This window comes from Tsukamurella asaccharolytica, from assembly GCF_007858435.1.
Lineage (GTDB): Bacteria > Actinomycetota > Actinomycetes > Mycobacteriales > Mycobacteriaceae > Tsukamurella > Tsukamurella asaccharolytica.
Genome location: NZ_VIGW01000006.1, coordinates 81,648 through 106,108, shown reverse-complemented (window position 1 = coordinate 106,108; position 24,461 = coordinate 81,648). Strand labels below are relative to the sequence as shown.

The window sequence follows — 24,461 nt, the reverse complement described above, 5'->3', positions numbered from 1 at the left end:
GGAGAGTCGCCGCATCGACGGGCCCCGCCACCGCCACCTCCAGCTCCAGGCGGCACCCATCACAGCGATGCTTCGGTCGCGTAATCTTTTCGCACGTGACATCCGTGCTGGCCGGCTTCGCCGTGATCGCGATCATCATCGCGGCGGGGTGGCTGCTGGGCCGGCTGGGGGTACTGGGTGAGCAGCCGGAGAAGCAGCTGTCGCTGCTCGTGTTCTACCTCCTCACGCCGGCCCTACTCCTGCACGCGCTCGCGACCACCGACGTCACGGTGCTGTTCAGCTCCCGACTGTGGGTGAGCGCGGCATCGGCACTGACGATCGCGGCGGTGTACTACGTGATCGTCCGCGTCTTCTGGCGGAGGTCGACGGGCGATGCCACCATCGGCGCGCTCGCCTCGAGCTACGTGAACTCGTCGAACCTGGGAATCCCGATCGCGGTCTTCGTGCTCCACGACACCTCGTACGTCGCGCCGCTGCTGCTGTTCCAGATCCTCGTGTTCTCGACGATCGCCCTGACCGCGCTCGATCTCGCCGAGGCCCGCGAGCGCACCGGCCCGAAGCAGCCGCTGTGGCGCACCGTCGTGACCCCGCTGCGGAACCCGATCGTCGTCGGCGCGCTGATCGGACTCGCGATCTCGCTGACACGGTGGCATCCGCCGGACTGGATGATGAGCCCGGTGAAACTGCTCGGCGACGCCTCCGTGCCGATGGCGCTGATCGTCTTCGGCCTCTCCCTCGGCGGCGTCCGGGTGATGCAGAAAGGCGAGGCACCCCGCCGGGACATCGCCCTCGCGACCGTGCTCAAGATGATCGCAATGCCCGTGCTGGCGTGGGCGATGGCGCGATTCCTGTTCGGCCAGACGGGCCACGCCCTGCTGGCGCAGACGGTGACCGCCGCCCTCCCGACCGCACAGAACGTGCTGGTCTACGCCCTGCGATACAACCGCGGCGTGATTCTCGCGCGGGATTCCGGCCTTATCACAACGGCGCTGTCGATTCCGACGATCATGCTGATCGCGGTCCTTCTCACCTGAACAATGTGACGCACGACCCGGTCACATTACGCCTGTGACCCTCGTTTTGGCTTGGGTTCACGAAACTACTCATGGGTTAATGAACGCACGAGTAGCGCGCTGAACGGCGCGCCGCGAACCGAACCCAGGAGAGACCCCATGGCTCAGACCGCCGCACAGCGCGCCGTCGCCGTCTTCGTCTCTGCCGTCGAGGCCCGCGGGGGCAAGGCAGAGGTGACCACGAAGGGCAGCACCACGCTCGTCACCGTCTCCGCAGCCGGCGGCCGCACCGAGACGCTCCGCGTCAAGGCCACCACCGGCGACGCATGGCAGGCCCGCAAGAGCGAGGCCACCGCCAAGGCCCCCGTCACCGCCTGGGCCCTCGTCGACCTGTCCGACGGTGCGCCCATCGCCCTCGCCCCCGCCGCCGACTACGCCGCGCACGTGGCGAAGCTCGCCGCCGCGTGGGAGGGCAAGAACCCGGGCAAGTCGCTGACCGCCAACACCAACCTCTCGGTGACCGCCGACGCCGTCGCCGCGTGGGAGGACGCCTGGGCACTGCTGGGCCTCGACGGTGCCGAGAAGCCGGCCGCCGAGAAGCCGGCCGCCGAGAAGCCCGCTGCTGAGAAGCCGGCCGCCGCGAAGGCCGCCCCGGCGAAGAAGGCGCCTGCGAAGAAGGCTGCCCCGGCCACGAAGGCCACCCCGGCCGCGAAGAAGGCCGCTCCGGCGAAGAAGGCCCCGGCCAAGAAGGCCCCCGCGAAGAAGGCGCCTGCGAAGAAGGTGTCCGCGAAGCCCGTCGCCAAGACCACCGCCGCCAAGACCACCGCGACCAAGCCCGCCGCGAAGAAGGCGCCGGTCAAGGCGTCGGAGGCCAAGATCACGCCCATCGCCGCACAGAACGACGCCGCCTCGAAGGGCAAGGCGCCCGCCTCGATCGACGCGAAGAAGCCGGCGACCGCACCGGAGCCGAAGGCTGCGCCGAAGGCGAAGGCGCCGTCGAAGGATCTCGAGAAGGCTGCCCCGCAGAAGGGCCGGCCCTCGGGCATCGCGCTGCTGCTCAAGCGTCTCCCCGTGGTCGGCCGCCTCCTCTGACGCCTCCGGCGAACGCCGCTCCGCCGGACGGAGGGGCGTTCGCCTAGAGTCGTGGCATGTCCGACGAGTTGGAACCCCTCCGCCGCGACGTCCTGCGAGCATCCGATCACGATCGCAACCGCGTCGTGGAAATGCTGTCCGAGGCGCTCGGCCTCGGCCAGCTCACGCTCCCCGAGTACGAGGAGCGCTCGCACCAGGCGGTGGCTGCCCGCACCTTCGCCGACCTGGACCGCCTCGTCGCGGATCTGCCCGCAGTGCAGAACCTCCCGGCGTCGGCCGCTCCCGCCTACCGCGCACCGTCGACGGCCCCGGCGGGCGTGGCGCGCCTGGGCGAGACCAAGTGGGCCGTGATGTCGGAGACGAAGGTGCGCGGCCCGGTCGCCGTCGGCGCCGAGCACACGGCGACCGCCTTCTGGGGTGGCGTCACGCTGGACCTGCGGGAGGCGACGTTCCTCGTCGGCGACGTGACACTGAACGTCTACGCCGTGATGGGCGGCGTGCAGATCATCCTGCCGCGCGGCGTGAACGTGCAGGTCGAGGGCGTGGGCGTGATGGGCTGCTTCGATCACAAGAACCCGCAGACGGGCGATCCCACCGGCCCGCGGATCGTGGTGAAGGGCTTCGCCTTCTGGGGCGGCGTCGAGGTGGAGATCAAGTGATCACCGGCGCGTGCGGCTGCCCAGGTAGTCGCTGACCACGGCGGCGCCGAGGCCGTCGAGGTCCGGAGAGACCAGCCGCCCACCCACGCGCCGCACCACCGCCGTGAGGAACCGGGTCAGCCCCGGGTCGTCGCCCAGCTGGAAGACGGTGATCTGCGCGCCCTGCGCGGCCACGGCGTCCAGGGCGCGCACCGTCAGCGCGACGGTCCGCGGGTGCGGCGGGTAGTCGAAGAAGGGTTCGCCGTTCCGCTCGAGGTGGGCGGTCGGCTCGCCGTCGGTGACCACGAGGAGCACGGGCTGCGCGTTCGGGTGCGCGCGGAAGTGCTGCTGCGCCAACGCCAGCGCATGATGCAGGTTGGTGCCCTGCTCGTACACGCCGTCCAGACCGGTCAGCTCGCCGACGCTCAGCGTGCGTGCGTACCGGCCGAAGCTGATGAGCGCCAGGTCATCCCCGCGGAACCGGGTCGAGATCAGTTGGTGCAGAGCCAGAGCCGTCCGCTTCATCGGCAGCCAGCGGTTCTCCATGACCATGGAGAAGCTGGTGTCCACGAGCAGCGCGACGGCCGCGCGGCTGCGCGCCTCGGTCTCGGTCACCTCGATGTCTTTGGCGTCCAGCGTCACCGGACCCGACTCACCCGAGGCCGCCTGGCGGAGAACGCCGTTGAGCACGGTGCGGGTGGCATCCCACGGCTCGGTGTCGCCGAACCGCCATTCGCGGCTCGCGCCCGTGGCCTCGCCGGTGGCGCCGGCGCGGGCGGTGTTGCGCTCGCCTCCGCGGGAGGTGAGACGGTGCGCGACGTCCCGCAGGATCGACTGGCCCAGCCGCCGGATCGCCTTGGGCGAGAGCCGGAGCGCACCGTCGGGATCCCGCGCGAAGTACCCCTGCTCCTTCAGCGCCTTCTCCAGCTCGGCGAGCGTCCGCGCGTCGGCGACGGCCTCCTCGCCCAACTGCCGTTGCAGCGCATCGAGATCGATGTCGTCGAGCGCGGCGCCGTTGTGCTGCTGGCTCAGCTGCTCCGCGAGGGACTCGAGGTCGGCGATGTCCTGCATGGCCTGCGTCGCATCGCCGAGGCCCATGCCCTCGCCGCCCTCGAACTCCTGGCTGCCGTACCAGTCCTCGCCGGGACGGGCGTCCATGAGCTTGCCGGTGAGGTCGCTCAGTGCCTGCGACAGCTGCGGCGAGCCGAAGGCCGCCTGCGAGAGCTCCTCCAGTTCCGCCCGCTGCTCGGGGGTGAGACTGTTGTAGAGCCGCTGCGCCGCCGCGGACCGCCGCGCCAGCGCGTCGATCAGCTCGTCGATGTTCCGCGGGTTCTCGGGGAAGTACTGGCCGTGCGCGGCCATGAACTCCTCGAAGTCCTCCTGCGTCGCCTCGCCGGCATTGTGCTTGTCCAGCAGCGCGTTCAGGTCGTCGAGCATCGTCTGGATCGCCGCGCGATCCTCGTCAGTCGCGCCCTCGAGGGCCTGCTTGATCCCCGCGAACTGCTGGTCCAGCAGCTCGCGGCCGAGGAGGTCGCGGATCGCCTCGTACTTCTGCGCGGCCTCCGGCGAGCGCCACGAGTAATCGCCCAGCTCCCGCACGGCCTGCGCCGCCGACGGCGGCAGGTTCGAGATCCGCATCTCCTGGAACCGGGCGTCGTCGTCCAGCGCCCGCGCGAGCTCCTTGCGCTCCGCGAGCACGGCCTCGTCGAGAAGCTTCTGCACATCCTCGAAGGTCTTGCCGAGGTTGTTGCGCTGCAACAACTCCTGCCGACGACGGTTCGCCAGCTCCGCGAGTCTGTCGAGGCCGCGGCGGTTCTCGCCGCCGCGGCGCAGGTACTCCTGCAGCGCACGCCGCGGGGAGACGCCGTTCATCACGTCGCGGCCGATCTCGTCGAGGGCGTCGCGCAGGTCCACGGGCGGGGCCAGCGGATCGGGCCCGCCGGTGTAGCGGCGGTACCGGGCCAGGTGCCCCCGCCGTGTCCCCTGCCCGCGCCGGGCCCGATCAGCCATAGACAGTCTGGCCCTCGTCGTCGGACTCCTTGCCGATCCGCCGCGCGAGATACAGCCCCTCCAGCGCGAACTCGGCGGCCGCGGCCCGCTCCCCCGGCGACTCCGCCTCGAGCCGGCGGTAGACCTCCGCGAGGACCGGGACCTCCGGGAGCGCGGACAGCAGCTCCTCGGCGGTCACGTCGTCGCCCGTGACGATCGGCCCGCCGGCCTCGATGGCCTCCACGAGCGGCCCCAGATCGACGCCGAGCAGGTACTCGCTGATGGTCCCGGCCGTCGCGCGCCGCAGCAGGTGCACGAGCGTCGCGATCTCGCGCCCCTCCTCGCCGGCCTCGAACTCGACCTTGCCGCGCAGCACGTCGGGCACCGTCATCAGGTCGACGGGCCGCGCGACGGGCAGCTCCTCGCCGCCCACGGCCGCGCGGTGCAGCGCCGCGGCGGCGATGGTCTCCTGCGCGGCGATCGCGAACCGGGCGGAGACGCCCGAGCGCTGATCGACCGCGGACGACTCCCGCAGCTCGCGGGTGAAGCGGGCCAAGACCTCGGTGAGGTAGTGCGGGACGGAGGCGACGACGTCGGCCTCCTGCTCGATGACCGCCACCTCGTCCTCGAGATCCAGCGGGTAGTGCGTGCGGATCTCCGCGCCGAAGCGGTCCTTGAGCGGCGTGATGATGCGGCCGCGGTTGGTGTAGTCCTCGGGGTTCGCGGACGCCAGGAGCAGCACGTCGAGCGGCAGGCGCAGCGTGTAGCCGCGCACCTGGATGTCGCGCTCCTCCATCACGTTGAGCATCGCGACCTGGATGCGTTCGGCGAGGTCGGGCAGCTCGTTGACCGCGACGATGCCGCGGTGCGCCCGCGGGATGAGACCGAAGTGGATGGTCTCGGGGTCGCCCAGGCTGCGGCCCTGCGCCACCTTCACAGGGTCGACATCGCCCACCAGGTCGCCGACGGAGGTGTCCGGCGTCGCCAACTTCTCGGAGTAGCGCTCGTCGCGGTGGCGCCACGCGACGGGCAGCTCGTCGCCCAGCTCCTGCGCGCGACGGATCGAGGCGGGCGTGATCGGGTGGTACGGGTGCTCGCCGAGCTCGGCACCGTCGATCACGGGGGTCCACTCGTCGAGCAGGCCGACGATGGTGCGGATCAGGCGGGTCTTGCCCTGGCCGCGCTCGCCGAGCAGGACCACGTCGTGGCCCGCGAGGAGGGCGCGTTCGAGCTGCGGGATGACGGTGTCGTCGAAGCCCTGGATGCCGTCCCAAGGGTCGGTATCGGCGCGCAGCGCGGCCAGCAGGTTGTTGCGGAGCTCGTCCTTGATCCCACGGTAGACGTGGCCGGAGGCCCGGAGCTCTCCGACGGTGGCGGGCAGGTCGGGGCGTTCATCAGCGCGTGCGGTGCTCACGAGAACAACGCTACGCCGATCCCCGCCCCCGCCCCACCGGGTAAGCCCGGAGCGAAACCGGGAACAGGCTACTTCTTCCTGGTCCCGGGGAGGACGCCGGAGTCGATCACGGCCTTGCTGACCGGGCGCATCCGATCGACGAGGCCCTCAGCGGCGTCGCTGAATGCGGCGCCGCTCACGGCGTCGGTGCCCGCCTCGATGTCGTCGTACAGGGCCATGCCCTCCGGGGTCAGACGGTGCGCCTCCGGCTCGCCCTCGACGATGCCGCGGGCGGCGAGCCCGGCCACCGCCTCGGCCCACTGGTCCTCGCTCCAGCCGCGGGTGAGGCGGAAGAACTGACGGCCCAGGACCCGGCGGCGGACCGTCGGATCGGGCAGGTCGGCCTCGTGGAGAACCCCGGCCTCGAGGCCCGTCAGGCCGTGCCGGATCAGCTCGGCGAGGTGGTTGTCGCCGCGCCATTCGCGCACGACCGCGACGTTGCGCCACAGGGCGAGCGCCGGAGAGTCCGGGACGGGCGACGCCGCCCACGCGGAGGCGAGCGCCCGTCCGGCCAGCGGCAGACCGTCGATGACGGCGCCGAATCCCTGCGCGAGGGACTCGATCTCGGCGGGGTCGATGCCGGCCAGGATCGTGCCGAACTGCTCGGCGAGCATGGCGTAGCGGCGGTCGTCGACCTCGGCGAGCCCGGCCTGCAGGGCCTGCGACCATCCGTTCTCGATGACGGGGGGCGCGAAGTTGTAGAACGCGGCCGTCACCACCGAGGCGTGCGCCTCGCCCATCGGCGCCGCGCGGGCGCCCACATAGAGCGCGTGCTGGTCGATCTCCAGGTCCGTGCAGGCGGCGTGGATGCCGGGGTTGAAGTAGGCGACCACGTGGAAGGGTTCGACGGTCTCGTAGGCGCGACGGGCGAGGGCGGCGGTCTCGGACATACCTCCACCCTGTCAGGACCGGCGCGGGATGTCGACGGTGGGCTACACGTAGAAGCCTTCGCGCAGGTTGATCCCGTGCTCGACCCAGGCCTTCATCGCGGCGAGCATGCCCGTCCAGCCCATGCAGTTGCCGAAAGCGGCCTTCGCGCCGCCCTCGGTGGCGGTCCAGGCGGATTCGGTGATGGTGACCAGCGTGCGGGTGTCGTCGTCGATCGGGGCGAACTCGAACGTCGTGGTGGTGTGGCCGTCGCCGGCGACGCCGTTCTCGGCCTCCCAACGGATCACGATCTTCGAGTGCGGGTTCGCCTCGACGACCTGCACGGGGAAGGCGCCTGGGAAGTCGGCGAAGTCCCAGGTGACCTCGGTGCCGGGCTCGAGCCGCCCGCGGGCGCCGCCGGTGGTGAAGTACTGGGAGAGCTGTTCCGGGTCGGCGACGGCCTCGTAGACCTGGGCCGTGGGGCGCGCCACGTAGCCGGAGACGGTGAAGGTGAGTTCCTTGAGTTCGGACATGTGATAAAACTACAACATGTCTACGAGTGGTCGCAAGGGCTCCGCGGACCCCGCCGGCGACGAGGATGCGGACGACGCCGTCTTCAAGGCCCTCGCCAACGCCACGCGCCGACGCATACTGGACGTGCTCAAGGAGTCGCCGCGCACCACCGGCGACCTGTGCGATCACTTCCCCGACCTCGACCGCACCACGGTGTTGCAGCACCTGCGCGTGCTCGAGCGCGCGCAACTGGTCATCGGCCGCAAGGTCGGCCGCGAGCGTCACCTCACCCTGGCGCCCGTGCCCATCAAGCGCATCCACGACCGCTGGATCGGCGAGTACGCCCGCGCGGCGGTGAGTCTCCTCGACGAGCTGAGCCGGTGATCGAAGCGCGGGAGGTGCGGCGGGGCGATCTCCACTAGGCTATGCGCCGCACGCATACCCCATCTGAACTGCACATATGCAGCCTCGCCCATGCGTCGGACGCATGGCACCCGCGACGCAGGACAAGCCGCGAGGCGAGGCACGCCGGTTCGACACGGGCACCGTGGGTCGACGGATCATCCGGGCGGTCGGCTCAGCCGGGCGGTCGGCCGGGCCGTAGGCCCAGGCGCAGGGCAGGCGCAGGGCAGCCGCACGTAGAGGTCTCCGCGTGTGCCATGCACGGCACGCATGGCACACGCGGAAACCCGCAGGTCACAGCCATGCGTCTCACGCATGGCTGTTCAGCGATGGTGCCGCCGGATTTCAGCCGGGCACAGACTCGCGATCACCCCACCGTGCGATCAGTGGAAGAAGTGGCGGGTGCCCGTGAAGTACATCGTCACGCCGGCCTCGGCTGCCGCCTCGATGACCTCTTTGTCGCGGATGGAGCCGCCCGGCTGCACGATCGCCTTCACGCCCGCGTCGATGAGGATCTGCGGGCCGTCGGGGAAGGGGAAGAAGGCGTCGGACGCGGCGACGGAGCCCAGCACGCGATCGCCCGCGCGGGTCACGGCGAGCTGTGCGGAGTCGACGCGGTTGACCTGTCCCATGCCCACGCCCACGGCCGCACCCCGGGAGGCCAGCAGAATCGCGTTCGACTTCACGGCACGGCAGGCGCGCCAGGCGAATTCGAGATCGGCGAGGGTGGCCTCGTCGGCCGGATCACCCGCGGCCAGCGTCCACTCGGCGGGGTCGTCCCCGTTCGCATCGATGGCGTCCGACTGCTGCACCAGCAGGCCACCGGTGATCTGCTTGAACTCGGTGCCCGGAGCCGGCGGCTCGGCCAGCAGCACGCGGATGTTCTTCTTGCGCTGCAGCACCGCGACGGCACCGTCGGCGTACGCGGGCGCGATGATGACCTCGGTGAAGATCTCCGAGACCTGCTCGGCCATCTCCAGGCTGATCTCGCGGTTGGCGGCGATCACGCCGCCGTACGCGGAGACCGGGTCGCACGCGTGCGCCTTGCGATGCGCCTGCGCGATGTCCTTACCGATCGCGATGCCACACGGGTTGGCGTGCTTGATGATCGCGACGGCGGGCACGTTGAAGTCGTACGCGGCGCGCCAGGCGGCGTCACCGTCGGTGTAGTTGTTGTAGCTCATCTCCTTGCCGTGCAGCTGCTGCGCCTGCGCCAGCCCGGCCTTCACGCCGCCCACGTAGAGTGCCGCACCCTGATGCGGGTTCTCTCCGTAGCGCAGCACGGACTCGCGGGTCCAGGTGGCGCCCACCCACGACGGGAACTCCTGGTCCGGTTCGGGCGCCACGACGCTCGTCATGTAGGAGGCGACGGCCACGTCGTAGTCCGCCGTGTGCCGGAAGGCCTTCGCGGCGAAGGCCTTGCGCTCCTCCAGCGAGAAGCCCAGCCGCGCACTGTCGATCACGGAGCCGTAGTCGTCGGGCGAGACCACCACCGTCACCGACGGGTGGTTCTTCGCGGCGGCGCGCACCATCGACGGTCCGCCGATGTCGATCTGCTCGATGCACTCGTCCTCCGAGGCGCCGGACGCCACGGTCTCGCTGAACGGGTAGAGGTTCACCACGACCAGCTCGAACTTCTTCACGTCCAGCTCGCGCAGTTGCTGGACGTGCTCGGGCACGCGGGTGTCGGCGAGGATGCCGGCGTGGATCTTGGGGTGCAGCGTCTTCACTCGGCCGTCGAGGCACTCGGGGAAGCCGGTGACGTCCTCGACGCGGGTCACGGCGACGCCGGCGTCGGCGATGGTGCGCGCGGTCGAGCCGGTCGAGACGATCTCGACGCCCGCCTGATTCAGGCCTGTGGCCAGCTCCACCAGGCCCGACTTGTCGTACACGCTGATGAGCGCGCGCTTGATCGGGATTGTGCTGCTCATGGAATGGTGACCTTTCGTCCAACCGTGCTGTAGCCCTGGCGGGCGACCGCGGCGACGACCTCTGTCAGAAGCCGACGCTCAACGACCTTGATCCGTTCGTGCAGAGTGTCCTCGGTGTCCCCGGGCTGCACCGCGACCGCCTCCTGCGCGAGGATCGGCCCGGTGTCGAGTCCCGCGTCCACGAGGTGCACGGTGGAGCCGGTGACTTTGACTCCGTGCTCGAGGGCGGCGGGAACGGCGTGGGCGCCCGGGAAGGCGGGCAGCAGCGCGGGATGCGCGTTGATGACCCGGCCATCGAAGGCGGCGAGGAAGGCGGGACCGAGAATCTTCATGAAGCCGGCCGCGACCACCAGATGCGGCTCCAGCTCGGCGACGGCGGCGGTCAGCGCCGCGTCCCACGCCGCCCGGTCCCCGTAGGCCCGCACGGGCACCGCGGTGGCCTCCACGCCGGCGCCCGCGGCGATCTCCAGCGCGCGACACGGCCGGTCCGCGACGACGCCGACCACGGAGCCCGGGTACCCGGGTGCCGCCGCGGCGGCCAGCAGCGCCTCGAGCAGCGACCCGGTACCGGACGCCAGCACGACGATCCGGGCGGGCGCGCACGGCGGCACGACCGTGGGGCTGGGCGTGTTCAGGATGCACTCCTCGCAGAGGGACGATTCGGCACCAGCCTAGCGTCGGCCCTGCGCGCCACTGCTCGAAGGGTGCTACTGCCCGAACGTGTAGCTGTCGAGTTCCTCGATGTCTGCGATGTCACGCTCGCGCTTCGTGGCGGCGGGCCCGACAGACTGCCGGGACACCGGCCGGACCTCCTCGGTGGGCTGCTCGGCGACGGCGTCGAAATCGCCGGTGTCGGCGGTGTCGTCCGGGCCGGCGGGATCGGCGGTGTCGTCCTCGGCCGGATCGGCGGCGTGCGCCTCGCGGTCGGCGGGTTCGATCTCGACGGTCTCGCCGTCGTCGATCACGTCCGCCTCGTCGGCGTAGGTGGTGTAGCCCGACGGTGCCTCCTCCTCGGCCCGGCGCGCGGCCCGCACGGCGCGGGACTCGCCCGCCTGCTGCAGTACCAGCGCGGCGAGCACGCCGACGAGGCCGATCCAGCCGAGGGTGAAACCGAACACCTGGAGCAGATCGGCGCCGGCGTAGCCGAAGCCGCCGAGCTCGCCGCCCGCGACGAAGGCCGCGGCGGCGAAACCGGTCGCGGTGAGCACGGCGGTCGCGGCGACCGCGGTCACCGTCGGCCCCAGCTCGAGGGAGCGGGCGGCGCACCGTCGGCCCACCTGGACCGCTACGAGCGCGGGCACGACGAGCAGGGGCAGCAGATACCAGGGCGACGGGCCCTGGGGCAGCACCGCGAGGATCGGCACGCCCGGCGCGCGGCCGGGCACGGCGGAGAAGACACTCATCGAGAGGGGGCCGAGGTCCACGGTCGCGCCGAGGGGCAGCGCGGCGGCGGCGATGACGGCGTTGGGCAGGTACAGCAGCGAGAGCAGGACCAGCGAGACCATGCCGACGCCGTCGTTGCCGGAGCGGACCAACTCGAAGACCGTCTCCCAGCGGATCACGAGCCGGACGACGACGATGGCCAGGCCGACGGCGCCGAAGGCGAGCAGCGCGCGACCGGCGAGGCGGGCGCAGTCGTCGACCCAGGTGGGGATGCGGAGGAAGCGGGCGACATCGCGCCAGTAGGCGGGCGCGAGGCCGAGCAGGGCCGCGCCGAGATGGACCGCGACAGTGGCGACGAAGGCGGTGAGCGGCGGCGGCGTGCTGATGGTGAACCGCCCCGCGGCGTCGTTGATGACGGCCAGCGCGATGGCGGTGAAGAGGGCGGGGCCGGCGATGGCGCACAGCAGCACCGAGCGCAGATCCGCGAGCGAGCGGCCCACGCCGCCGGCGTGGCGGGCGGCCCTGGCGACGCCCACGACCAGCGCGGCCGTGGGAACCAACGGCAGCAAGCCGAGGGTGATGTCACTGATGGTGACCGGCACCTGGTGCACGGCCAACCACAGACCGGCGACGGTCGGGGCGATCGCCCCGAGCCCCGTCGACGTGGTGAGCAGGACCACCACGCCCACCAGCAAGATGGACGCGAGGGTCACGAGCGACGGCCCGAAGGCCATCACGAACAGCGGCCGGGTCTCGCTCGGGCCCGGCCCGGCGGCGCGCGCTGAGTCGATCATCTTCACCACTGTGACATCGGAGTGGCCGATGGTGGCTCAGGCGCGCCGCGGGCGGTGGCTACTGACCCTGCGGCTTGTTCTCGCCCTCGGACGAGTGCGCGCCGTGCTGCGGCGTCGACGGGGATCCGAAGGACTGCGTGCCGGCCGTGGAGGCCTGGCCGAAGGCCGTGGTCACCTCGTCGCCGGAGGCCGAGGCGCCCGGGTTCGACGGCGCGCTCGACGGGAAGCCCGTCGTGGCCGGCGCCGCGGGGGTCGACGGAGTCGAGGCGGGCGCCTGGTAGCCCGACGAGGCCGGCGCCTGGTAGCCGCCGTACGAGGGCCACTGCGACTGGCCCTGCGACTGCGGAGCCTGCTGCTCCTGCTGGGCCGAGCCCGAGGCCGGGACGGCCGGGTTCGACGGGGCGGAGGCGGCCTCGGGGGCGGACGACGTGGCGGTCTCGGAGGTCGTCGCGCCGGCCGCGGCCGCGGCCTCGGCGGCCGGGTTCTTCACGATGCCCGCGTCGACCAGCACCAGCACCACCGCGGTGGCCGCGGTGAACAGCGCGAAGACGAGCGCGATCCAGTAACCGTAGGCCTGGTTCTCCCACGAGAACGTGCCGACCAGGAAGCCGAGGAAACCGGCGACCGCGAGCGCGGCGGCCGGAGTGCGGCCGGTGGAGCCCTTCGCGATCAGGCTCAGGCCCGCCGCGATGCCCGCCGCGAGCAGCAGCACGAGGAGGGGCTGCGTCGGGCTCTCGAAGCCCGAAGCGGAGGCGCTGGTCGAGAACGACCCGGCGGCCACCGTGCGCTCGTAGAAGGTGAGGAAGCCCAGGAGGAAGGTGATCACGCCCAGCGCGGCGGTGGCGATCGACAGCACGAGGGCCAGGTCGAGCGGCTTCGACGGCGCGGCGGGCGCCTGCTGGTAGCCGCCGCCGTACTGCTGACCGTAGCCCTGCTGCTGCGGGTAGCCCTGGCCGTACCCCTGCTGCTGCGGGTAGCCCTGGCCGTACCCCGGCTGACCGTAGCCCTGCTGGGAGTAGTCGGGCTGCTGGCCGTAGCCCTGCTGACCCGGCTGCTGGCCGTAGCCGCCCTGCTGGGCGGGCTGCTGACCCGGCTGCTGGCCGTAGCCCTGCTGCCCCGGCTGCCCGTATCCCTGCTGGCCGTAGCCCTGCTGCGAGTAGTCCGGCTGCCCGTAGCCCCCCTGGCCCGGCTGCTGCCCGTACCCTCCACCTGAGTAGGTCATGTTCTTCTCCCCGAAGGTCGACGCGGCTCCCGTGGAGCCAGTACCTCACCACCCTATACACGGACTCCGACGCGGTCGGGGTTCAACTCATGTGAATGTGATGTTCCGCGACAGTCACCAGGGCGCGGCACCGTCGAGCCGGAGAGACGGGACGACCCCGCCTCCCTGGCGGGAGACGGGGTCGTGGACCGAATGTGCTGCGGTTACAGCGACTGCAGGATCTCGCGGGCGAGAGCGGCGGTCTCGGAAGGCGTCTTGCCCACCTTGACGCCGGCGGCCTCGAGGGCCTCCTTCTTCGCGGCGGCCGTGCCCGAGGAGCCGGAGACGATGGCGCCGGCGTGGCCCATGGTCTTGCCCTCGGGAGCGGTGAAGCCCGCCACATAACCGACGACGGGCTTGGTGACGTTGGCCTGGATGTACGCCGCGGCGCGCTCCTCGGCGTCGCCGCCGATCTCGCCGATCATGACGATGAGCTTGGTGTTCGGATCCTTCTCGAACGCCTCGATCGCGTCGATGTGGGTGGTGCCGATCACCGGGTCGCCGCCGATGCCGATGGCGGTGGAGAAGCCGAAATCGCGCAGCTCGTACATCATCTGGTAGGTCAGCGTGCCCGACTTCGAGACCAGGCCCACGGGGCCGGTGCCGGTGATGTTCGCCGGGGTGATGCCGACGAGGGCCTCGCCCGGGGTGATGATGCCGGGGCAGTTCGGGCCGATGATGCGGGTCTTCTGGCCCTTGTCGACGTTGTAGGCCCAGGCGTACGCCGAGTCCTGCACGGGGATGCCCTCGGTGATGACCACCAGGAGCGGGATCTCGGCGTCGATGGCCTCGACGATGGCGTCCTTGGAGAACGCCGGCGGCACGAAGGCGATCGACGTGTCGGCGCCGGTCTTCTCGATGGCCTCGGCGACGGAGCCGAAGACGGGGAGCTCGATGTCGTTGCCGTCCTTGTCGACGTGCTTGACGGTGGTGCCCGCCTTGCGCGCGTTGACGCCGCCCACGACGTTGGTGCCGGCCTTGAGCATCAGCGCGGTGTGCTTGGTGCCTTCGCCGCCGGTGATGCCCTGAACGATGACCTTGTTGTCCTTGGTCAGGAAGATAGCCATTTTTCTGTTGTCTCCCTTACTTGTTCGCCAACTCGGCGGCCTTGTCGGCGCCTTCGTCCATGGTCTCCGCGAGCGTCACCAGCGGGTGGTTCGCGGCGGCCAGGATCGCCCGGCCCTCCTCGACCTTGTTGCCGTCGAGGCGGACGACCAGCGGCTTGGAGGCCGTGTCGCCCAGGGTGTTCAGGGCGCCGACGATGCCGTTGGCGACCGCGTCGCACGCGGTGATGCCGCCGAAGACGTTGACGAAGACGCTCTTGACCTGCTCGTCACCGAGGATGACGTCCAGACCGGCGGCCATGACCTCGGCCGAGGCGCCACCGCCGATGTCGAGGAAGTTGGCGGGCTTGACGCCGCCGTGGTTCTCACCGGCGTAGGCGACCACGTCGAGGGTCGACATGACCAGGCCCGCACCGTTGCCGATGACGCCGACCTGACCGTCGAGCTTGACGTAGTTGAGGTCGTTCTCCTTGGCCTTGAGCTCGAGCGGGTCGGTGGACCCGGCGTCGGCGAAGGCCTCGTGATCGGGGTGGCGGAAGTCGGCGTTCTCGTCCAGCGAGACCTTGCCGTCCAGCGCGAGGATCTGATCGTCCGGCGTGCGGACGAGCGGGTTGACCTCGACCAGGGTGGCGTCCTCGCCGACGAAGACCTCCCACAGCTTCTGGATGGTGACGGCCGCGGCGTCGAGCACCTCGGCGGGCAGCTTGCCGGCCTCGGCAATCGCGCGGGCGGTGGCCAGGTCGACGCCCTTGGTCGCGTCCACGGCGATCTTCGCCAGCGCGTCCGGGTTCTCCTCGGCGGTGACCTCGATCTCCACGCCGCCCTCGACCGAGCACATGGCCAGGTAGGTGCGGTTCGCGCGGTCGAGCAGGAAGGAGATGTAGTACTCCTCGGCGATGTCGCTCGCCTCGGCGACCAGGAGCTTCTTGACGACGTGGCCCTTGATGTCCAGGCCCAGGATGTCGTTCGCGTAGCGCTCCGCGTCGTCCGGCGTCGCGGCGTACTTCACGCCACCGGCCTTACCGCGGCCACCCACCTTCACCTGCGCCTTGACCATCACAGGCTTGCCGACTTCTTCGGCAATCGCGCGTGCATCGGCGACGTTGTCCGTCACGCGGCCCGGCGAGGTCGGTACGCCGTGCTTGACGAACAGTTCCTTCGCTTGATATTCGAAGAGATCCATCAGCTCACCATCTGTCTGGTTACTCGGTCCACCCGCACTCTTCACGGGTCCTGTTCGACTCTATGCCTCCGCGAATCCGCTCGGGCGGCGACCCTTGCTCAATGACCTATCTCACTTGACCTGCGGTTATCAGGTTTCGCAACCTACCCGTCAGTAAGTTTCGGATCTGCCCAGGCTAGTTAGCCACGAAAACCGATTCAGGCGGTGGCAAGCGGCCGTTAAGTCCGATCTTCGAAACTCTCCTCAGCCCTACCGAAGGAGAGCCACACCCATGAAGCGCACGTCCCACCCCGCCCTCATCGCCGCCTCGGCAGCCCTCGCGCTGAGCGTCGTCCTCACCGGCTGCGCCGACAAGGGCACCTCGACGGCCGGCTCCGAGACCACCGCCTCGGCCGGCGCCTCGAACGTCGACGCCGCGGCGCTGCTCGCATCCGCCGCCGAGGCCGCCAAGAAGGTCACGAGCACCCACTTCACCGTCGACGTAGCCGGCAAGGTGCCCAACCTCCCCCTCTCCAAGGTCGACGGTGACCTCCGGGTCAAGCCGTCCACGCAGGCGCAGGGCACGGCGGTGATCCAGCCGGGCAACGCCGAGGGCAAGTTCACCTTCATCGACGGCCACATGTACGCCTCGCTTTACGGCGACAAGTACGCGGACTACGGCGACGGCGCCTCGATCTACGACGTCTCCGCGCTCTTCGACGAGGCCAAGGGCATCCCCAACATCCTCACGAAGGTCACCGGAGCGAAGGCCGCGGGCACCGAGACGATCGGCGGCCAGGAGACGACCAAGATCACCGGCACCGTGCCCGCCACCGAGATCGCCACGATCTCCGGCTCGCGCGTCGACCCCGCGAAGAGCGTCCCCGTCCCCACGACGCTGTGGATCCAGAACTCCGGCGACAAGCAGCTCGTCCGCATCGAGGTCAAGCCCTCGACCGAGGGCACCATCACCCTCACGTTCTCGAAGTGGGGCCAGACGGTGTCCGTCACCAAGCCCGACGTCACGCCCGTCGAGACCACCAGCAACCCGGGGCCGGGCGAGAGCCTTCCCCGCTGATCATCACCACACTCCCCCGCTTCACGAAAGGCACCCCACCATGAAGACGTTCACCAAGAAGGCCCTGATCGCCGCGGTCGCCACCGCCAGTGTCGCCGGCGGCGCCCAGGTCGCGGCGGCGCCGGCCGCCAACGCCGCGGTCAACTTCGGCGCGATCGCGGTCGCCAGCAACGGCGCCACGGGCCGCGCCTGGGACTACGCCAGCCCCGGTGCCGCCGAACGCGCCGCGCTCGGTTCGTGCGGCTACGCGAGCTGCAAGGTCCTCGCGTCGTTCTCCGACGGCTGCGGCGCCGTCGCGCAGAAGCCCGGCTGGTTCCAGGGCGGCACCGGCCGCTCGATCCGCGCAGCGCAGTCCAGCGCCCTCACGCGCAACGGCGGCGGCGCGATCCTGGTCTGGCAGTGCACTTCGGGCCACCTCTGATCCGGGTCCGGAGGCTCCACCTGCGACCGTCTGCAAGCGCCGCGTCGTCACGGTCCGAGAAGCGCCAGCGGGACCACGGCGACGCCGTCGGGCCGCCGGTAGGCCATTCTCCCGGTGGTGATCACCACGAGGTCCGCAACCCGATCCGGCATCTTCTCGCGCAGCCAGAGCAGATGACGCACGTCTCGCTCGTTCACATCCGGCGCCAGTTTCACCTCGATACCGAGAATCTGTCCATCTGGACCCTCGACGATCAGATCGACCTCGCGGTCACCACCGGTCAGGCGGAGGTGGCTCACCCGCGCCTCCGCTGCCTGTGCCATGACGCGGACACCGAGCGCCACGAGCGATTCGAAGAGTGGGCCGATCATGTGCGCACCGGCGGTGCCCACCAACGACGCCTCCGAGAGGTTCAGGAGGCGTGCGGCCAATGCGGGGTCGGCGAGCTGGTGCTTCGGCGCCTGTTGGAGGCGCCGAATCGCATTATTCGCGGGAATCCACCCCGGAACGGGATCCAGCAGCCACAGCTGCGTGAGATGGTCACGGTAGGCGACGGTGGTGGTCTTCGCAGGTTGCGATCCGTCTCCACCGGTGGTCGCGTCGAGCAGGCTCGAGTACGCCGCCGTGGTCGACGACGCCGCGGCGTACGCCGACAGCCACCGCCGCAGGGTCTCGGGCCGGCGAACGTCGTAGCCCTGCTCGGGAAGGTCACGATCGATGACGCGTTGGATGTACGCGTCCAGCATGCGTCGGCGCAATCGCGGCACCGCGGTCATGATCCCGGGGAATCCGCTGGCAACGATGGCCTCCGCATACTCCCGGAGCCCGAAGCAACTTTCGCCCGCTATCGCCCCGGAGGCATCGGAGAGCAGCGCCGATAGGGACACGGTCGGTTCGACCAGCCCTCGCTCATGCAGGCCCATCGGCCGCATGCGAAGGGACAGGATCCTTCCTGCACCACTGTGGGTTCCGGTTGGATCGATAGGCGTCGCGGAGCCCGTCATGAGGAAGCGTGCGGGGGGCGCGCCGGCGTCGACCCGCCTTCGCACCGCGTCCCATATCTGCGGAATCTTCTGCCACTCGTCGAGCAGGACCGTCCCGCTCGGCAGCGTCGAGAGCCCGAAATCCGCCCGTGCGACCTCGCGTTGAGCAGGATCGTCCAGATACCAAACCGCGTCCGCGCGACGCCTGGCCGTGTCGGTCTTTCCTACGCCCTTCGGGCCGTCCAGCGCCACAGCCGACGCGATGGGCAGCAACTCATCCAGCTCTCGGTCGACAGTGCGCTCCAGGTAGTCCACGACGCAAGACTACCCTGCGCGACCGATCAACCCTACCTTTTGCGAGCTTTCTACGCTACCATTTGCGAGTTGGCTACGCTACCGTTTGCGAGCACGCTACCACCTGTGGGCGCGACCCTGCTCCTCGTACCAGCCGAGCAACTCCGGGTCGTCGACGGACTTCGGATCGACGTTCACGTCTCGGCCGGCCAGCATGCCGGTCACGGGGATCTCCAGCTTCTTGCCCGTCTTGGTGTGCGGGATGCCGGGGGCGAGGATCACCTCATCGGGCACGTGGCGCGGCGACAGCCTGGTACGCACGTCGGTGCGGATGCGGCCCACCAGCTCGTCCGTCAGCTCCGCGCCGGGCACGAGCGTCAGGAACAGCGGCATCCAGTACTTGGCGTCAGGTCCGTCGACACCCACGACCATCGCCTCGGCGATCTCCGGGATGGCCTCGACCACCTCGTAGATGTCGGCGGAGCCCATGCGGATGCCGTTGCGGTTCAACGTCGCATCGCTGCGGCCGTGGATGGTGATCGACCCGCGGTCGGTCAGCTCCACCCAGTCGCCGTGCCGCCAGACATTGGGCGCGACGCCGTCGGTCCACTCGTGCTCGAAGTAGGCGGCCCGGTACTTCGCTCCGTCCGGGTCGTTCCAGAAGTTCGTCGGCATCGACGGCATCGGGACGGTGATGACCATCTCGCCGACCTCGCCGACGAGCGGGGTCCGGTCCGGCGCCCACGCCTCCAGGGCGCAACCGAGGTAGCGCACGGTCAGCTCACCGGGGACGTGCGGGACGGACGCGGTGCCGCCGCAGAAGGCACTGCACACGTCGGTGCCGCCGGACACCGAGCTCACTGGGAGCCCCTGCGCCACATGCTCGTCCACCCACACGAACAGGTCGGGCGCCAGCGGCGAGCCGGTGCTGCCGATGGTCTTGAGCACCAGCTCGTGGTCGGTCCCCGGGTTCAGGCCGGCCTTGCGGGAGGCCTGCAGCTGACCGGGGCTGGTGCCGAAGAAGGTGACCTTCTCGTCCTCGCACACCTGCCACAGACGGTCCGCCGTGGGCGCGAGGGGGTGTCCGGAGAAGGTGACGATCGTCGCCCCCATCAGCAACCCGGCCACCTGGTAGTTCCACATCATCCACGACAGCGCGGTGTGCCAGAAGAAGACGTCGCCGGGGCCGATCTCGTTGTGCAGGCCCAGTACCTTCACGTGCTCGACGAGGATGCCGCCGTGGCCCTGGACGATGCCCTTCGGCTTGCCGGTCGTGCCCGACGAGAACAGTACCCACAGCGGGTGGTCGAAGGGCACCTGCACGGGCGCGAGCTCCGGCGTCTCGGCCGTCGGCTCGGGCAGCTCGGTGATCACGTGCGAGGCCGGAACCCCCAGCAGGGCGGCGAGTTCCGCGGTGTCGGCGCGCTTGTCGACGTACTTCTCGCCGAAGGCGTAGCCGTCGCGAGCGAAGAGCACCTTCGGCGCCAGTTGCGCCATCCGGCCCGCCGCGCCCTCCGGCGCGTAGTCCTGCCCGCAGCCGGACCAGACCGCGCCGATCGACGCCGTCGCCAGGAACGCGAGCACCGCGAAGGGCTCGTCCGGCAGGTACGCCGCGACCGTGTCCCCCAGGCCCACGCCGAGCGAGCGCAGCAGCTCCGCGATCGCGGACACCCGAGCCGGCAGCTCCGACCACGGGACCTCCACCCGCGCACCATCGTCCGAGAGGCCCACGATCGCGTTCCCCGGCCGGTCCGCGAACCGCAGCACACGGTCCACGTAGTTCAGCGTCACGTCCGGGAACCAGCGGGCGCCGGGCATCTCCCGCGCCACCAGCACGGGGCCGGTCCGCTCCCCGAGATCGAAGAAGTCCCACACCGCGCCCCAGAACGCCTCGGGCTCGGACACGGACCACTCGTGGACGGCACCGTAGTCCCCGGCGGGGAGGCCGACGGACTCTGCGAAACGATCGATCGAATGCACCCCGTCAGCCTTCCAGACCGAGCAACGTCACGGACTCTTCCCGCATCTGCACCTTCCGGATCTTCCCCGACACCGTCATGGGGAAGGTCGCGACCACGTGCACGTACCGCGGGATCTTGTGCCGCGCGATCTTCCCGTCCGCGAAGGCCCTCAGGTCCTCGACGGTGAACGAGGCCACTCCCTCGCGGAGCTGAATCCAGGCCATGAGCTCCTCGCCGTACTTCTCGTCGGGCACGCCGATCACCTGCGCGTCCAGGATGTCCGGGTGGGTGTAGAGGAACTCCTCGATCTCGCGCGGGTAGATGTTCTCCCCGCCGCGGATCACCATGTCCTTGATCCGGCCGGTGATCCGCACGTAGCCGTCGTCGTCCATCGTCGCGAGGTCGCCGGTGTGCATCCAGCCCTCGGCGTCGATCGCCTCTGCGGTCTTCTCCGCGTTGTTCCAGTAGCCCTTCATGACGGAATAGCCACGGGTACACAGCTCCCCGACCTCGCCACGCGGCATGACGGTGCCGTCGATCGGGTCGATCACCTGGATCTCCAGGTGCGGTCCCACCCGCCCGACGGTGCCGACCCGCAGCTCGAGCGCGTCATCGACGCGGGTCTGCGTGGACACGGGCGAGGTCTCCGTCATGCCGTAGCAGATCGAGACCTCGGTCATGCCCATCCGGTCGACCACCTTCCGCATGACCTCCTCCGGGCACGGCGAGCCCGCCATGACGCCGGTCCGCAGGCTGGTGAGGTCGTAGGAGTCGAAGTTCCCGAGGGCGAGCTCGGCGATGAACATGGTGGGGACGCCGTACAGGCTCGTGCACTTCTCGGCGGCGACGGCGGCGAGCGCGTCCTCCGGCACGAAGGCGGGCCCGGGGATCACCATGGCGGCGCCGTGGGTGATCGCCGCGAGGTTGCCCATCACCATGCCGAAGCAGTGGTAGAAGGGCACAGGGATGCAGATGGAGTCCCGCTCCGTGTAGTTCAGCAACTCGCCCACGAGGTAGCCGTTGTTGAGGATGTTGCGGTGGGTCAGCGTGGCGCCCTTGGGGAAACCCGTGGTGCCGGAGGTGTACTGGATGTTGATCGCGTCGTCCGGGCTCAGCTCGTCGCCGAGATCGGCGAGGTCGCCGAGCTCGTCCTCGGTGGGCGCGACGAGGTAGTCGTCCCACGCCGGGGTGCCGAACGCCACCACGTCGCGCAGCGCAGGCGCCTCGGGCCGTGCGGCCTCCAGCATCGCGGCGTACTCGGAGGTCTTGAAGCTGGTCATCGTGAACACCGCCACGATGCCCGACTGGTTGAGGGCGTACTCGAGTTCGCGCTGCCGGTACGCGGGGTTGAGATTGACCAGGACGACGCCCGCCAGCGCGGTGCCGAACTGCACGATCACCCACTCGGGGGTGTTGGGGGCCCACACTCCCACGCGATCGCCACGGCGGATCCCGTTGCGGAGCAGCCCCGCCGCGAACGCGCGGCAGTCGGCGAGCAGCTCGTCGTAGGTCCAGCGGCGGCCCGAGGGCACGTCGACGAGCGCGGTGCGCTCGCCGAACCGGTCCGCGGTCATCTCGACCTGGGCGCCGATAGTGGCAGTGAGCAGCGCAGGCTCGGTCTCGCCGCGATCGTAGGACGGGGTGGTCATCTCTTCGCTCCTCCAGAACCTCAGTCGGCCCGGGCGACGATCGCGCGGGCCTGGGCGAGCAGTGGCGCGTCGATCATCTGACCCCGCACCTGGTAGACGCCGTTGCTGCCGGCCTCCGCCTGAAGCACCTCCCGGGCCCAGGCGATCTCGTCGTCCGTGGGCCGGTAGGCGGCACGGATCACCGCCGCCTGCGAGGGGTGGATGCAGACGGTGGCGGCGAAGCCGAGCGCCACGGCGTCCTCGGCCTCGGCGGCGAGGCCGTCGGTATCGGCGATGTCGATGTGCACCGCGTCGAGCGCGAACTTGCCGTGCGCGGCGGCCGCGAGCCGGGTCGCCGACCGGACGTGCCGCGGGACGTCGCGGTACGTGGCATCGGGGAAGCGGCTGGACCGCCCGCCCATCGCCGCCACCAGATCCTCCGCGCCCCACATGAGCCCGATGCACCGCGGGTGCGCCGCGATCTCGTTGACGTTCACCGCTCCCAGTGGCGTCTCGATGAGCGCGAGCACCTGCACGCCGTCGACCTGCGCCAGCCGGTCCAGCTGGTGCGCCGATTCCGTCTTGGCGAGCATCACCACGCGGTACGCGGTGCGCCGCAGCGCCTCGATGTCCTCGGCGAAGTCGTGGGTGCCGAAGGCGTTCACCCGCACGATCGTCGACGCCGGGTCGAGATCACTGGCGATCAGCGCCTCCCGGGCCGCGGGCCGCGCATCGGCGGTCACCGCGTCCTCGAGGTCGAGGATCACCGCGTCGGCCCGCTCCGCCGCCTTCGCGTACCGCTCGGGCCGGTCGGCCGGGCAGAACAGGATCGCGGGGCCGGGCGGCCGCCAGGCGGGGGCGTTCAGGTCCTCATGGTGGTGCACCTACGCCTCCTCGCCCGACGGTGCCTTGCGCACCAGGGTGGATCGCTCGGCCACGGCGACGACGGCGCCGTCCTGGTTCCGGGCGACGTGCCGCAGGTTGACGATGCCCTCCCCGGGCCGCGACTTCGACTCCCGCTTGCCCGTGCAGAGCGTCTCCGCGTACAGGGTGTCGCCGGCGAAGACCGGCGCGGGGAAGGCGATCTCGGAGAAGCCGAGGTTCGCCACCAGCGTGCCCTGGGTGAGCTGCGCGACAGACAGCCCCACCAGGGTGGACAGCGTGTACATCGAATTCACCAGGCGCTGGCCGCCGAAGCCGGGCTGCTGCGCCGACCAGTGCGCATCCAGGTGCAGCGCCTGGGTGTTCATGGTCAGCTTGGTGAACAGCACGTTGTCGGCCTCGGTCACGGTGACGCCGGGCCGATGTTCGTACAGCACCCCGTCCTCGAACTCGTCGAACCACAGGCCGCGCTGGGTCACCCGCCGCACGGGCTCCTGCTCGCTCACGAGTTCAGCCCCAGCGAGCGCGCGATCAGCATGAGCTGCACCTCGGTGGTTCCCTCGCCGATCTCGAGGATCTTCGAATCGCGGTAGTGCCGCGCGACGGGGTACTCGTTCATGAAGCCGTAGCCGCCGTGGATCTGGGTGGCCATGCGCGCGTTGTCCATCGCGGCCTCGGAGGAGATCATCTTCGCGATGGCGGCTTCCTTCTTGAAGGGCTTGCCGGCCAGCATCAGGCGGGCCGCTTCGTAGTAGGCCACCCGGGAGGTGTGCGCCCGCGCCTCCATCCGCGCGATGGCGAAGGCGATGGACTGGAACTCGCCGATCGGCTTGCCGAAGGCGTTGCGCTCCTTGGCGTACTTCACCGACTCGTCGACGCAGCCCTGCGCGGCGCCGGTCGCGACCGCAGCGATGGCGATGCGGCCCTCGTCGAGGATGGAGAGGAAGTTCGCGTAGCCGCGCCCCTCCTCGCCCAGCAGGTTCTCCTTCGGCACCCGCACGTCGGAGAAGCTCAGCGGGTGCGTGTCGGAGGCGTTCCAGCCCACCTTGTTGTACGCGGGCTCGACCGTGAAACCGGGCGTGCCGCTGGGCACGATGATCGTGGAGATCTGCTTGCGGCCGTCCGGCTTGGTGCCGGTCACCGCGGTCACCGTCACCAGGCTGGTGATGTCGGTGCCCGAGTTGGTGATGAACTGCTTGGAGCCGTTGATGACCCACTCGTCGCCGTCGAGCTTGGCGGTGGTCTGCGTGCCCGAGGCGTCCGAGCCGCAGCCGGGCTCGGTGAGGCCGAAGCCGGCCAGGTTCTCGCCTGCCGCGAGGGAGGGCAGGTACTTCTGCTTCTGCTCCTCGGTGCCGAACTTGTAGATCGGCATGGCGCCGAGGCCGACGCCGGCCTCGACCGTCATCGCCACCGACTGATCGACGCGGGCCAGCTCCTCCAGCGCGAGGGCGAGGGCGAAGTAGTCGCCGCCCATCCCGCCGTACTCCTCGGGGAAGGGCAGGCCGAACAGGCCCATCTGGCCCATCTGCTTCACGACCTCGTAGGGGAAGGAGTGCTCCTCGTCGTGCTTGGCCGAGACCGGCGCGACCACCCGATCGGCGAAGTCGCGCACCGTGTCCCGCAGGTCCGCGTAGTCCTGGGTCAGTTCCATG

22 protein-coding genes are annotated in these 24,461 nt (G+C 70.3%); 6 read left to right on the top strand and 16 right to left on the bottom strand.

The window, feature by feature from the left end:
- The first annotated feature begins 95 nt into the window (after positions 1-95).
- The 3 genes from FK529_RS12970 to FK529_RS12960 all read left to right on the top strand — a co-directional run bounded on the left by FK529_RS12970 (position 96) and on the right by FK529_RS12960 (position 2,764).
- Positions 96-1,034 (top strand): AEC family transporter, encoded by a 939-nt coding sequence (locus tag FK529_RS12970; RefSeq protein WP_146561767.1) that lies wholly within the window; start codon positions 96-98, stop codon positions 1,032-1,034.
- A 138-nt stretch (positions 1,035-1,172) separates the two neighbouring features.
- Positions 1,173-2,105, top strand: coding sequence for a hypothetical protein (locus tag FK529_RS20290; RefSeq protein ID WP_193559702.1), 933 nt, complete (start codon positions 1,173-1,175; stop codon positions 2,103-2,105).
- A 56-nt stretch (positions 2,106-2,161) separates the two neighbouring features.
- Positions 2,162-2,764 carry a DUF1707 SHOCT-like domain-containing protein gene (locus tag FK529_RS12960; RefSeq protein WP_146561765.1) on the top strand — a complete coding sequence of 201 codons (603 nt, stop codon included), beginning with the start codon at positions 2,162-2,164 and terminating at the stop codon, positions 2,762-2,764.
- Here FK529_RS12960 and FK529_RS12955 read toward each other — a convergent pair whose 3' ends face one another.
- The 4 genes from FK529_RS12955 to FK529_RS12940 form a co-directional block, all read right to left on the bottom strand.
- Positions 2,765-4,753: a vWA domain-containing protein gene (locus FK529_RS12955; protein WP_146561763.1), complete on the bottom strand. Its 1,989-nt coding sequence runs from the start codon at positions 4,751-4,753 to the stop codon at positions 2,765-2,767. It lies immediately after the preceding gene.
- Positions 4,746-6,146, bottom strand: coding sequence for a sigma 54-interacting transcriptional regulator (locus tag FK529_RS12950; RefSeq protein WP_146561761.1), 1,401 nt, complete (start codon positions 6,144-6,146; stop codon positions 4,746-4,748). Before FK529_RS12950 ends, FK529_RS12955 begins: the two co-directional genes overlap by 8 nt.
- A 68-nt stretch (positions 6,147-6,214) precedes the next feature.
- Positions 6,215-7,075 carry an SCO6745 family protein gene (locus FK529_RS12945; protein ID WP_146561759.1) on the bottom strand — a complete coding sequence of 287 codons (861 nt, stop codon included), beginning with the start codon at positions 7,073-7,075 and terminating at the stop codon, positions 6,215-6,217.
- A gap of 42 nt (positions 7,076-7,117) precedes the next feature.
- A complete protein-coding gene (locus tag FK529_RS12940; RefSeq protein WP_146561756.1) occupies positions 7,118-7,585 on the bottom strand; it encodes an SRPBCC domain-containing protein in 468 nt (155 codons plus the stop codon).
- Positions 7,586-7,601: 16 nt separating this feature from the next.
- Here FK529_RS12940 and FK529_RS12935 point away from each other — a divergent pair, with 16 nt between their 5' ends.
- On the top strand, positions 7,602-7,949 hold the full coding sequence (locus FK529_RS12935) for an ArsR/SmtB family transcription factor (RefSeq protein ID WP_146561754.1): 348 nt from the start codon (positions 7,602-7,604) through the stop codon (positions 7,947-7,949).
- 401 nt (positions 7,950-8,350) lie between these two features.
- On the opposite strand, the gene purH is transcribed toward FK529_RS12935, so the two are convergent.
- From purH to sucC, 6 genes are all read right to left on the bottom strand, one after another.
- The gene (gene purH / locus FK529_RS12930; protein WP_146561752.1) at positions 8,351-9,898 is read right to left on the bottom strand and encodes a bifunctional phosphoribosylaminoimidazolecarboxamide formyltransferase/IMP cyclohydrolase; all 1,548 of its coding nucleotides are present in this window, start codon (positions 9,896-9,898) and stop codon (positions 8,351-8,353) included.
- On the bottom strand, positions 9,895-10,509 hold the full coding sequence (gene purN, locus FK529_RS12925; protein WP_146561750.1) for a phosphoribosylglycinamide formyltransferase: 615 nt from the start codon (positions 10,507-10,509) through the stop codon (positions 9,895-9,897). Before purN ends, purH begins: the two co-directional genes overlap by 4 nt.
- A gap of 96 nt (positions 10,510-10,605) precedes the next feature.
- The gene (locus FK529_RS12920; protein ID WP_146561748.1) at positions 10,606-12,075 is read right to left on the bottom strand and encodes a cell division protein PerM; all 1,470 of its coding nucleotides are present in this window, start codon (positions 12,073-12,075) and stop codon (positions 10,606-10,608) included.
- A gap of 58 nt (positions 12,076-12,133) precedes the next feature.
- Positions 12,134-13,297, bottom strand: a complete 1,164-nt coding sequence (locus FK529_RS12915) for a DUF5336 domain-containing protein (RefSeq protein WP_146561746.1) — start codon at positions 13,295-13,297, stop codon at positions 12,134-12,136.
- Positions 13,298-13,500: 203 nt separating this feature from the next.
- Positions 13,501-14,403, bottom strand: coding sequence for a succinate--CoA ligase subunit alpha (sucD, locus tag FK529_RS12910; protein ID WP_146561744.1), 903 nt, complete (start codon positions 14,401-14,403; stop codon positions 13,501-13,503).
- A 16-nt stretch (positions 14,404-14,419) separates the two neighbouring features.
- Positions 14,420-15,583 (bottom strand): ADP-forming succinate--CoA ligase subunit beta, encoded by a 1,164-nt coding sequence (gene sucC / locus FK529_RS12905; RefSeq protein WP_146561742.1) that lies wholly within the window; start codon positions 15,581-15,583, stop codon positions 14,420-14,422.
- Positions 15,584-15,854: 271 nt separating this feature from the next.
- On the opposite strand from sucC, the gene FK529_RS12900 reads away from it, so the two are divergent.
- Positions 15,855-16,640, top strand: coding sequence for an LppX_LprAFG lipoprotein (locus FK529_RS12900; protein ID WP_146561740.1), 786 nt, complete (start codon positions 15,855-15,857; stop codon positions 16,638-16,640).
- A gap of 40 nt (positions 16,641-16,680) precedes the next feature.
- On the top strand, positions 16,681-17,061 hold the full coding sequence (locus FK529_RS12895) for a DUF4189 domain-containing protein (RefSeq protein ID WP_146561738.1): 381 nt from the start codon (positions 16,681-16,683) through the stop codon (positions 17,059-17,061).
- Between the two features lie 47 nt (positions 17,062-17,108).
- Here FK529_RS12895 and FK529_RS12890 read toward each other — a convergent pair whose 3' ends face one another.
- The 6 genes from FK529_RS12890 to FK529_RS12865 form a co-directional block, all read right to left on the bottom strand.
- Complete coding sequence (locus tag FK529_RS12890; RefSeq protein ID WP_146561736.1) at positions 17,109-18,359, bottom strand: ATP-binding protein; 1,251 nt, start codon at positions 18,357-18,359, stop codon at positions 17,109-17,111.
- Between the two features lie 96 nt (positions 18,360-18,455).
- The gene (locus FK529_RS12885; RefSeq protein WP_146561733.1) at positions 18,456-20,318 is read right to left on the bottom strand and encodes an acetoacetate--CoA ligase; all 1,863 of its coding nucleotides are present in this window, start codon (positions 20,316-20,318) and stop codon (positions 18,456-18,458) included.
- Positions 20,319-20,322: 4 nt separating this feature from the next.
- Positions 20,323-21,948 (bottom strand): AMP-binding protein, encoded by a 1,626-nt coding sequence (locus tag FK529_RS12880; RefSeq protein ID WP_146561731.1) that lies wholly within the window; start codon positions 21,946-21,948, stop codon positions 20,323-20,325.
- A gap of 20 nt (positions 21,949-21,968) precedes the next feature.
- Positions 21,969-22,811: an HpcH/HpaI aldolase/citrate lyase family protein gene (locus FK529_RS12875; protein WP_146561729.1), complete on the bottom strand. Its 843-nt coding sequence runs from the start codon at positions 22,809-22,811 to the stop codon at positions 21,969-21,971.
- On the bottom strand, positions 22,812-23,315 hold the full coding sequence (locus tag FK529_RS12870; RefSeq protein ID WP_146561727.1) for a MaoC family dehydratase: 504 nt from the start codon (positions 23,313-23,315) through the stop codon (positions 22,812-22,814).
- Complete coding sequence (locus tag FK529_RS12865; protein ID WP_146561725.1) at positions 23,312-24,460, bottom strand: acyl-CoA dehydrogenase family protein; 1,149 nt, start codon at positions 24,458-24,460, stop codon at positions 23,312-23,314. The genes FK529_RS12870 and FK529_RS12865 overlap by 4 nt, the downstream gene beginning before the upstream one ends.
- Position 24,461: the final 1 nt, after the last annotated feature.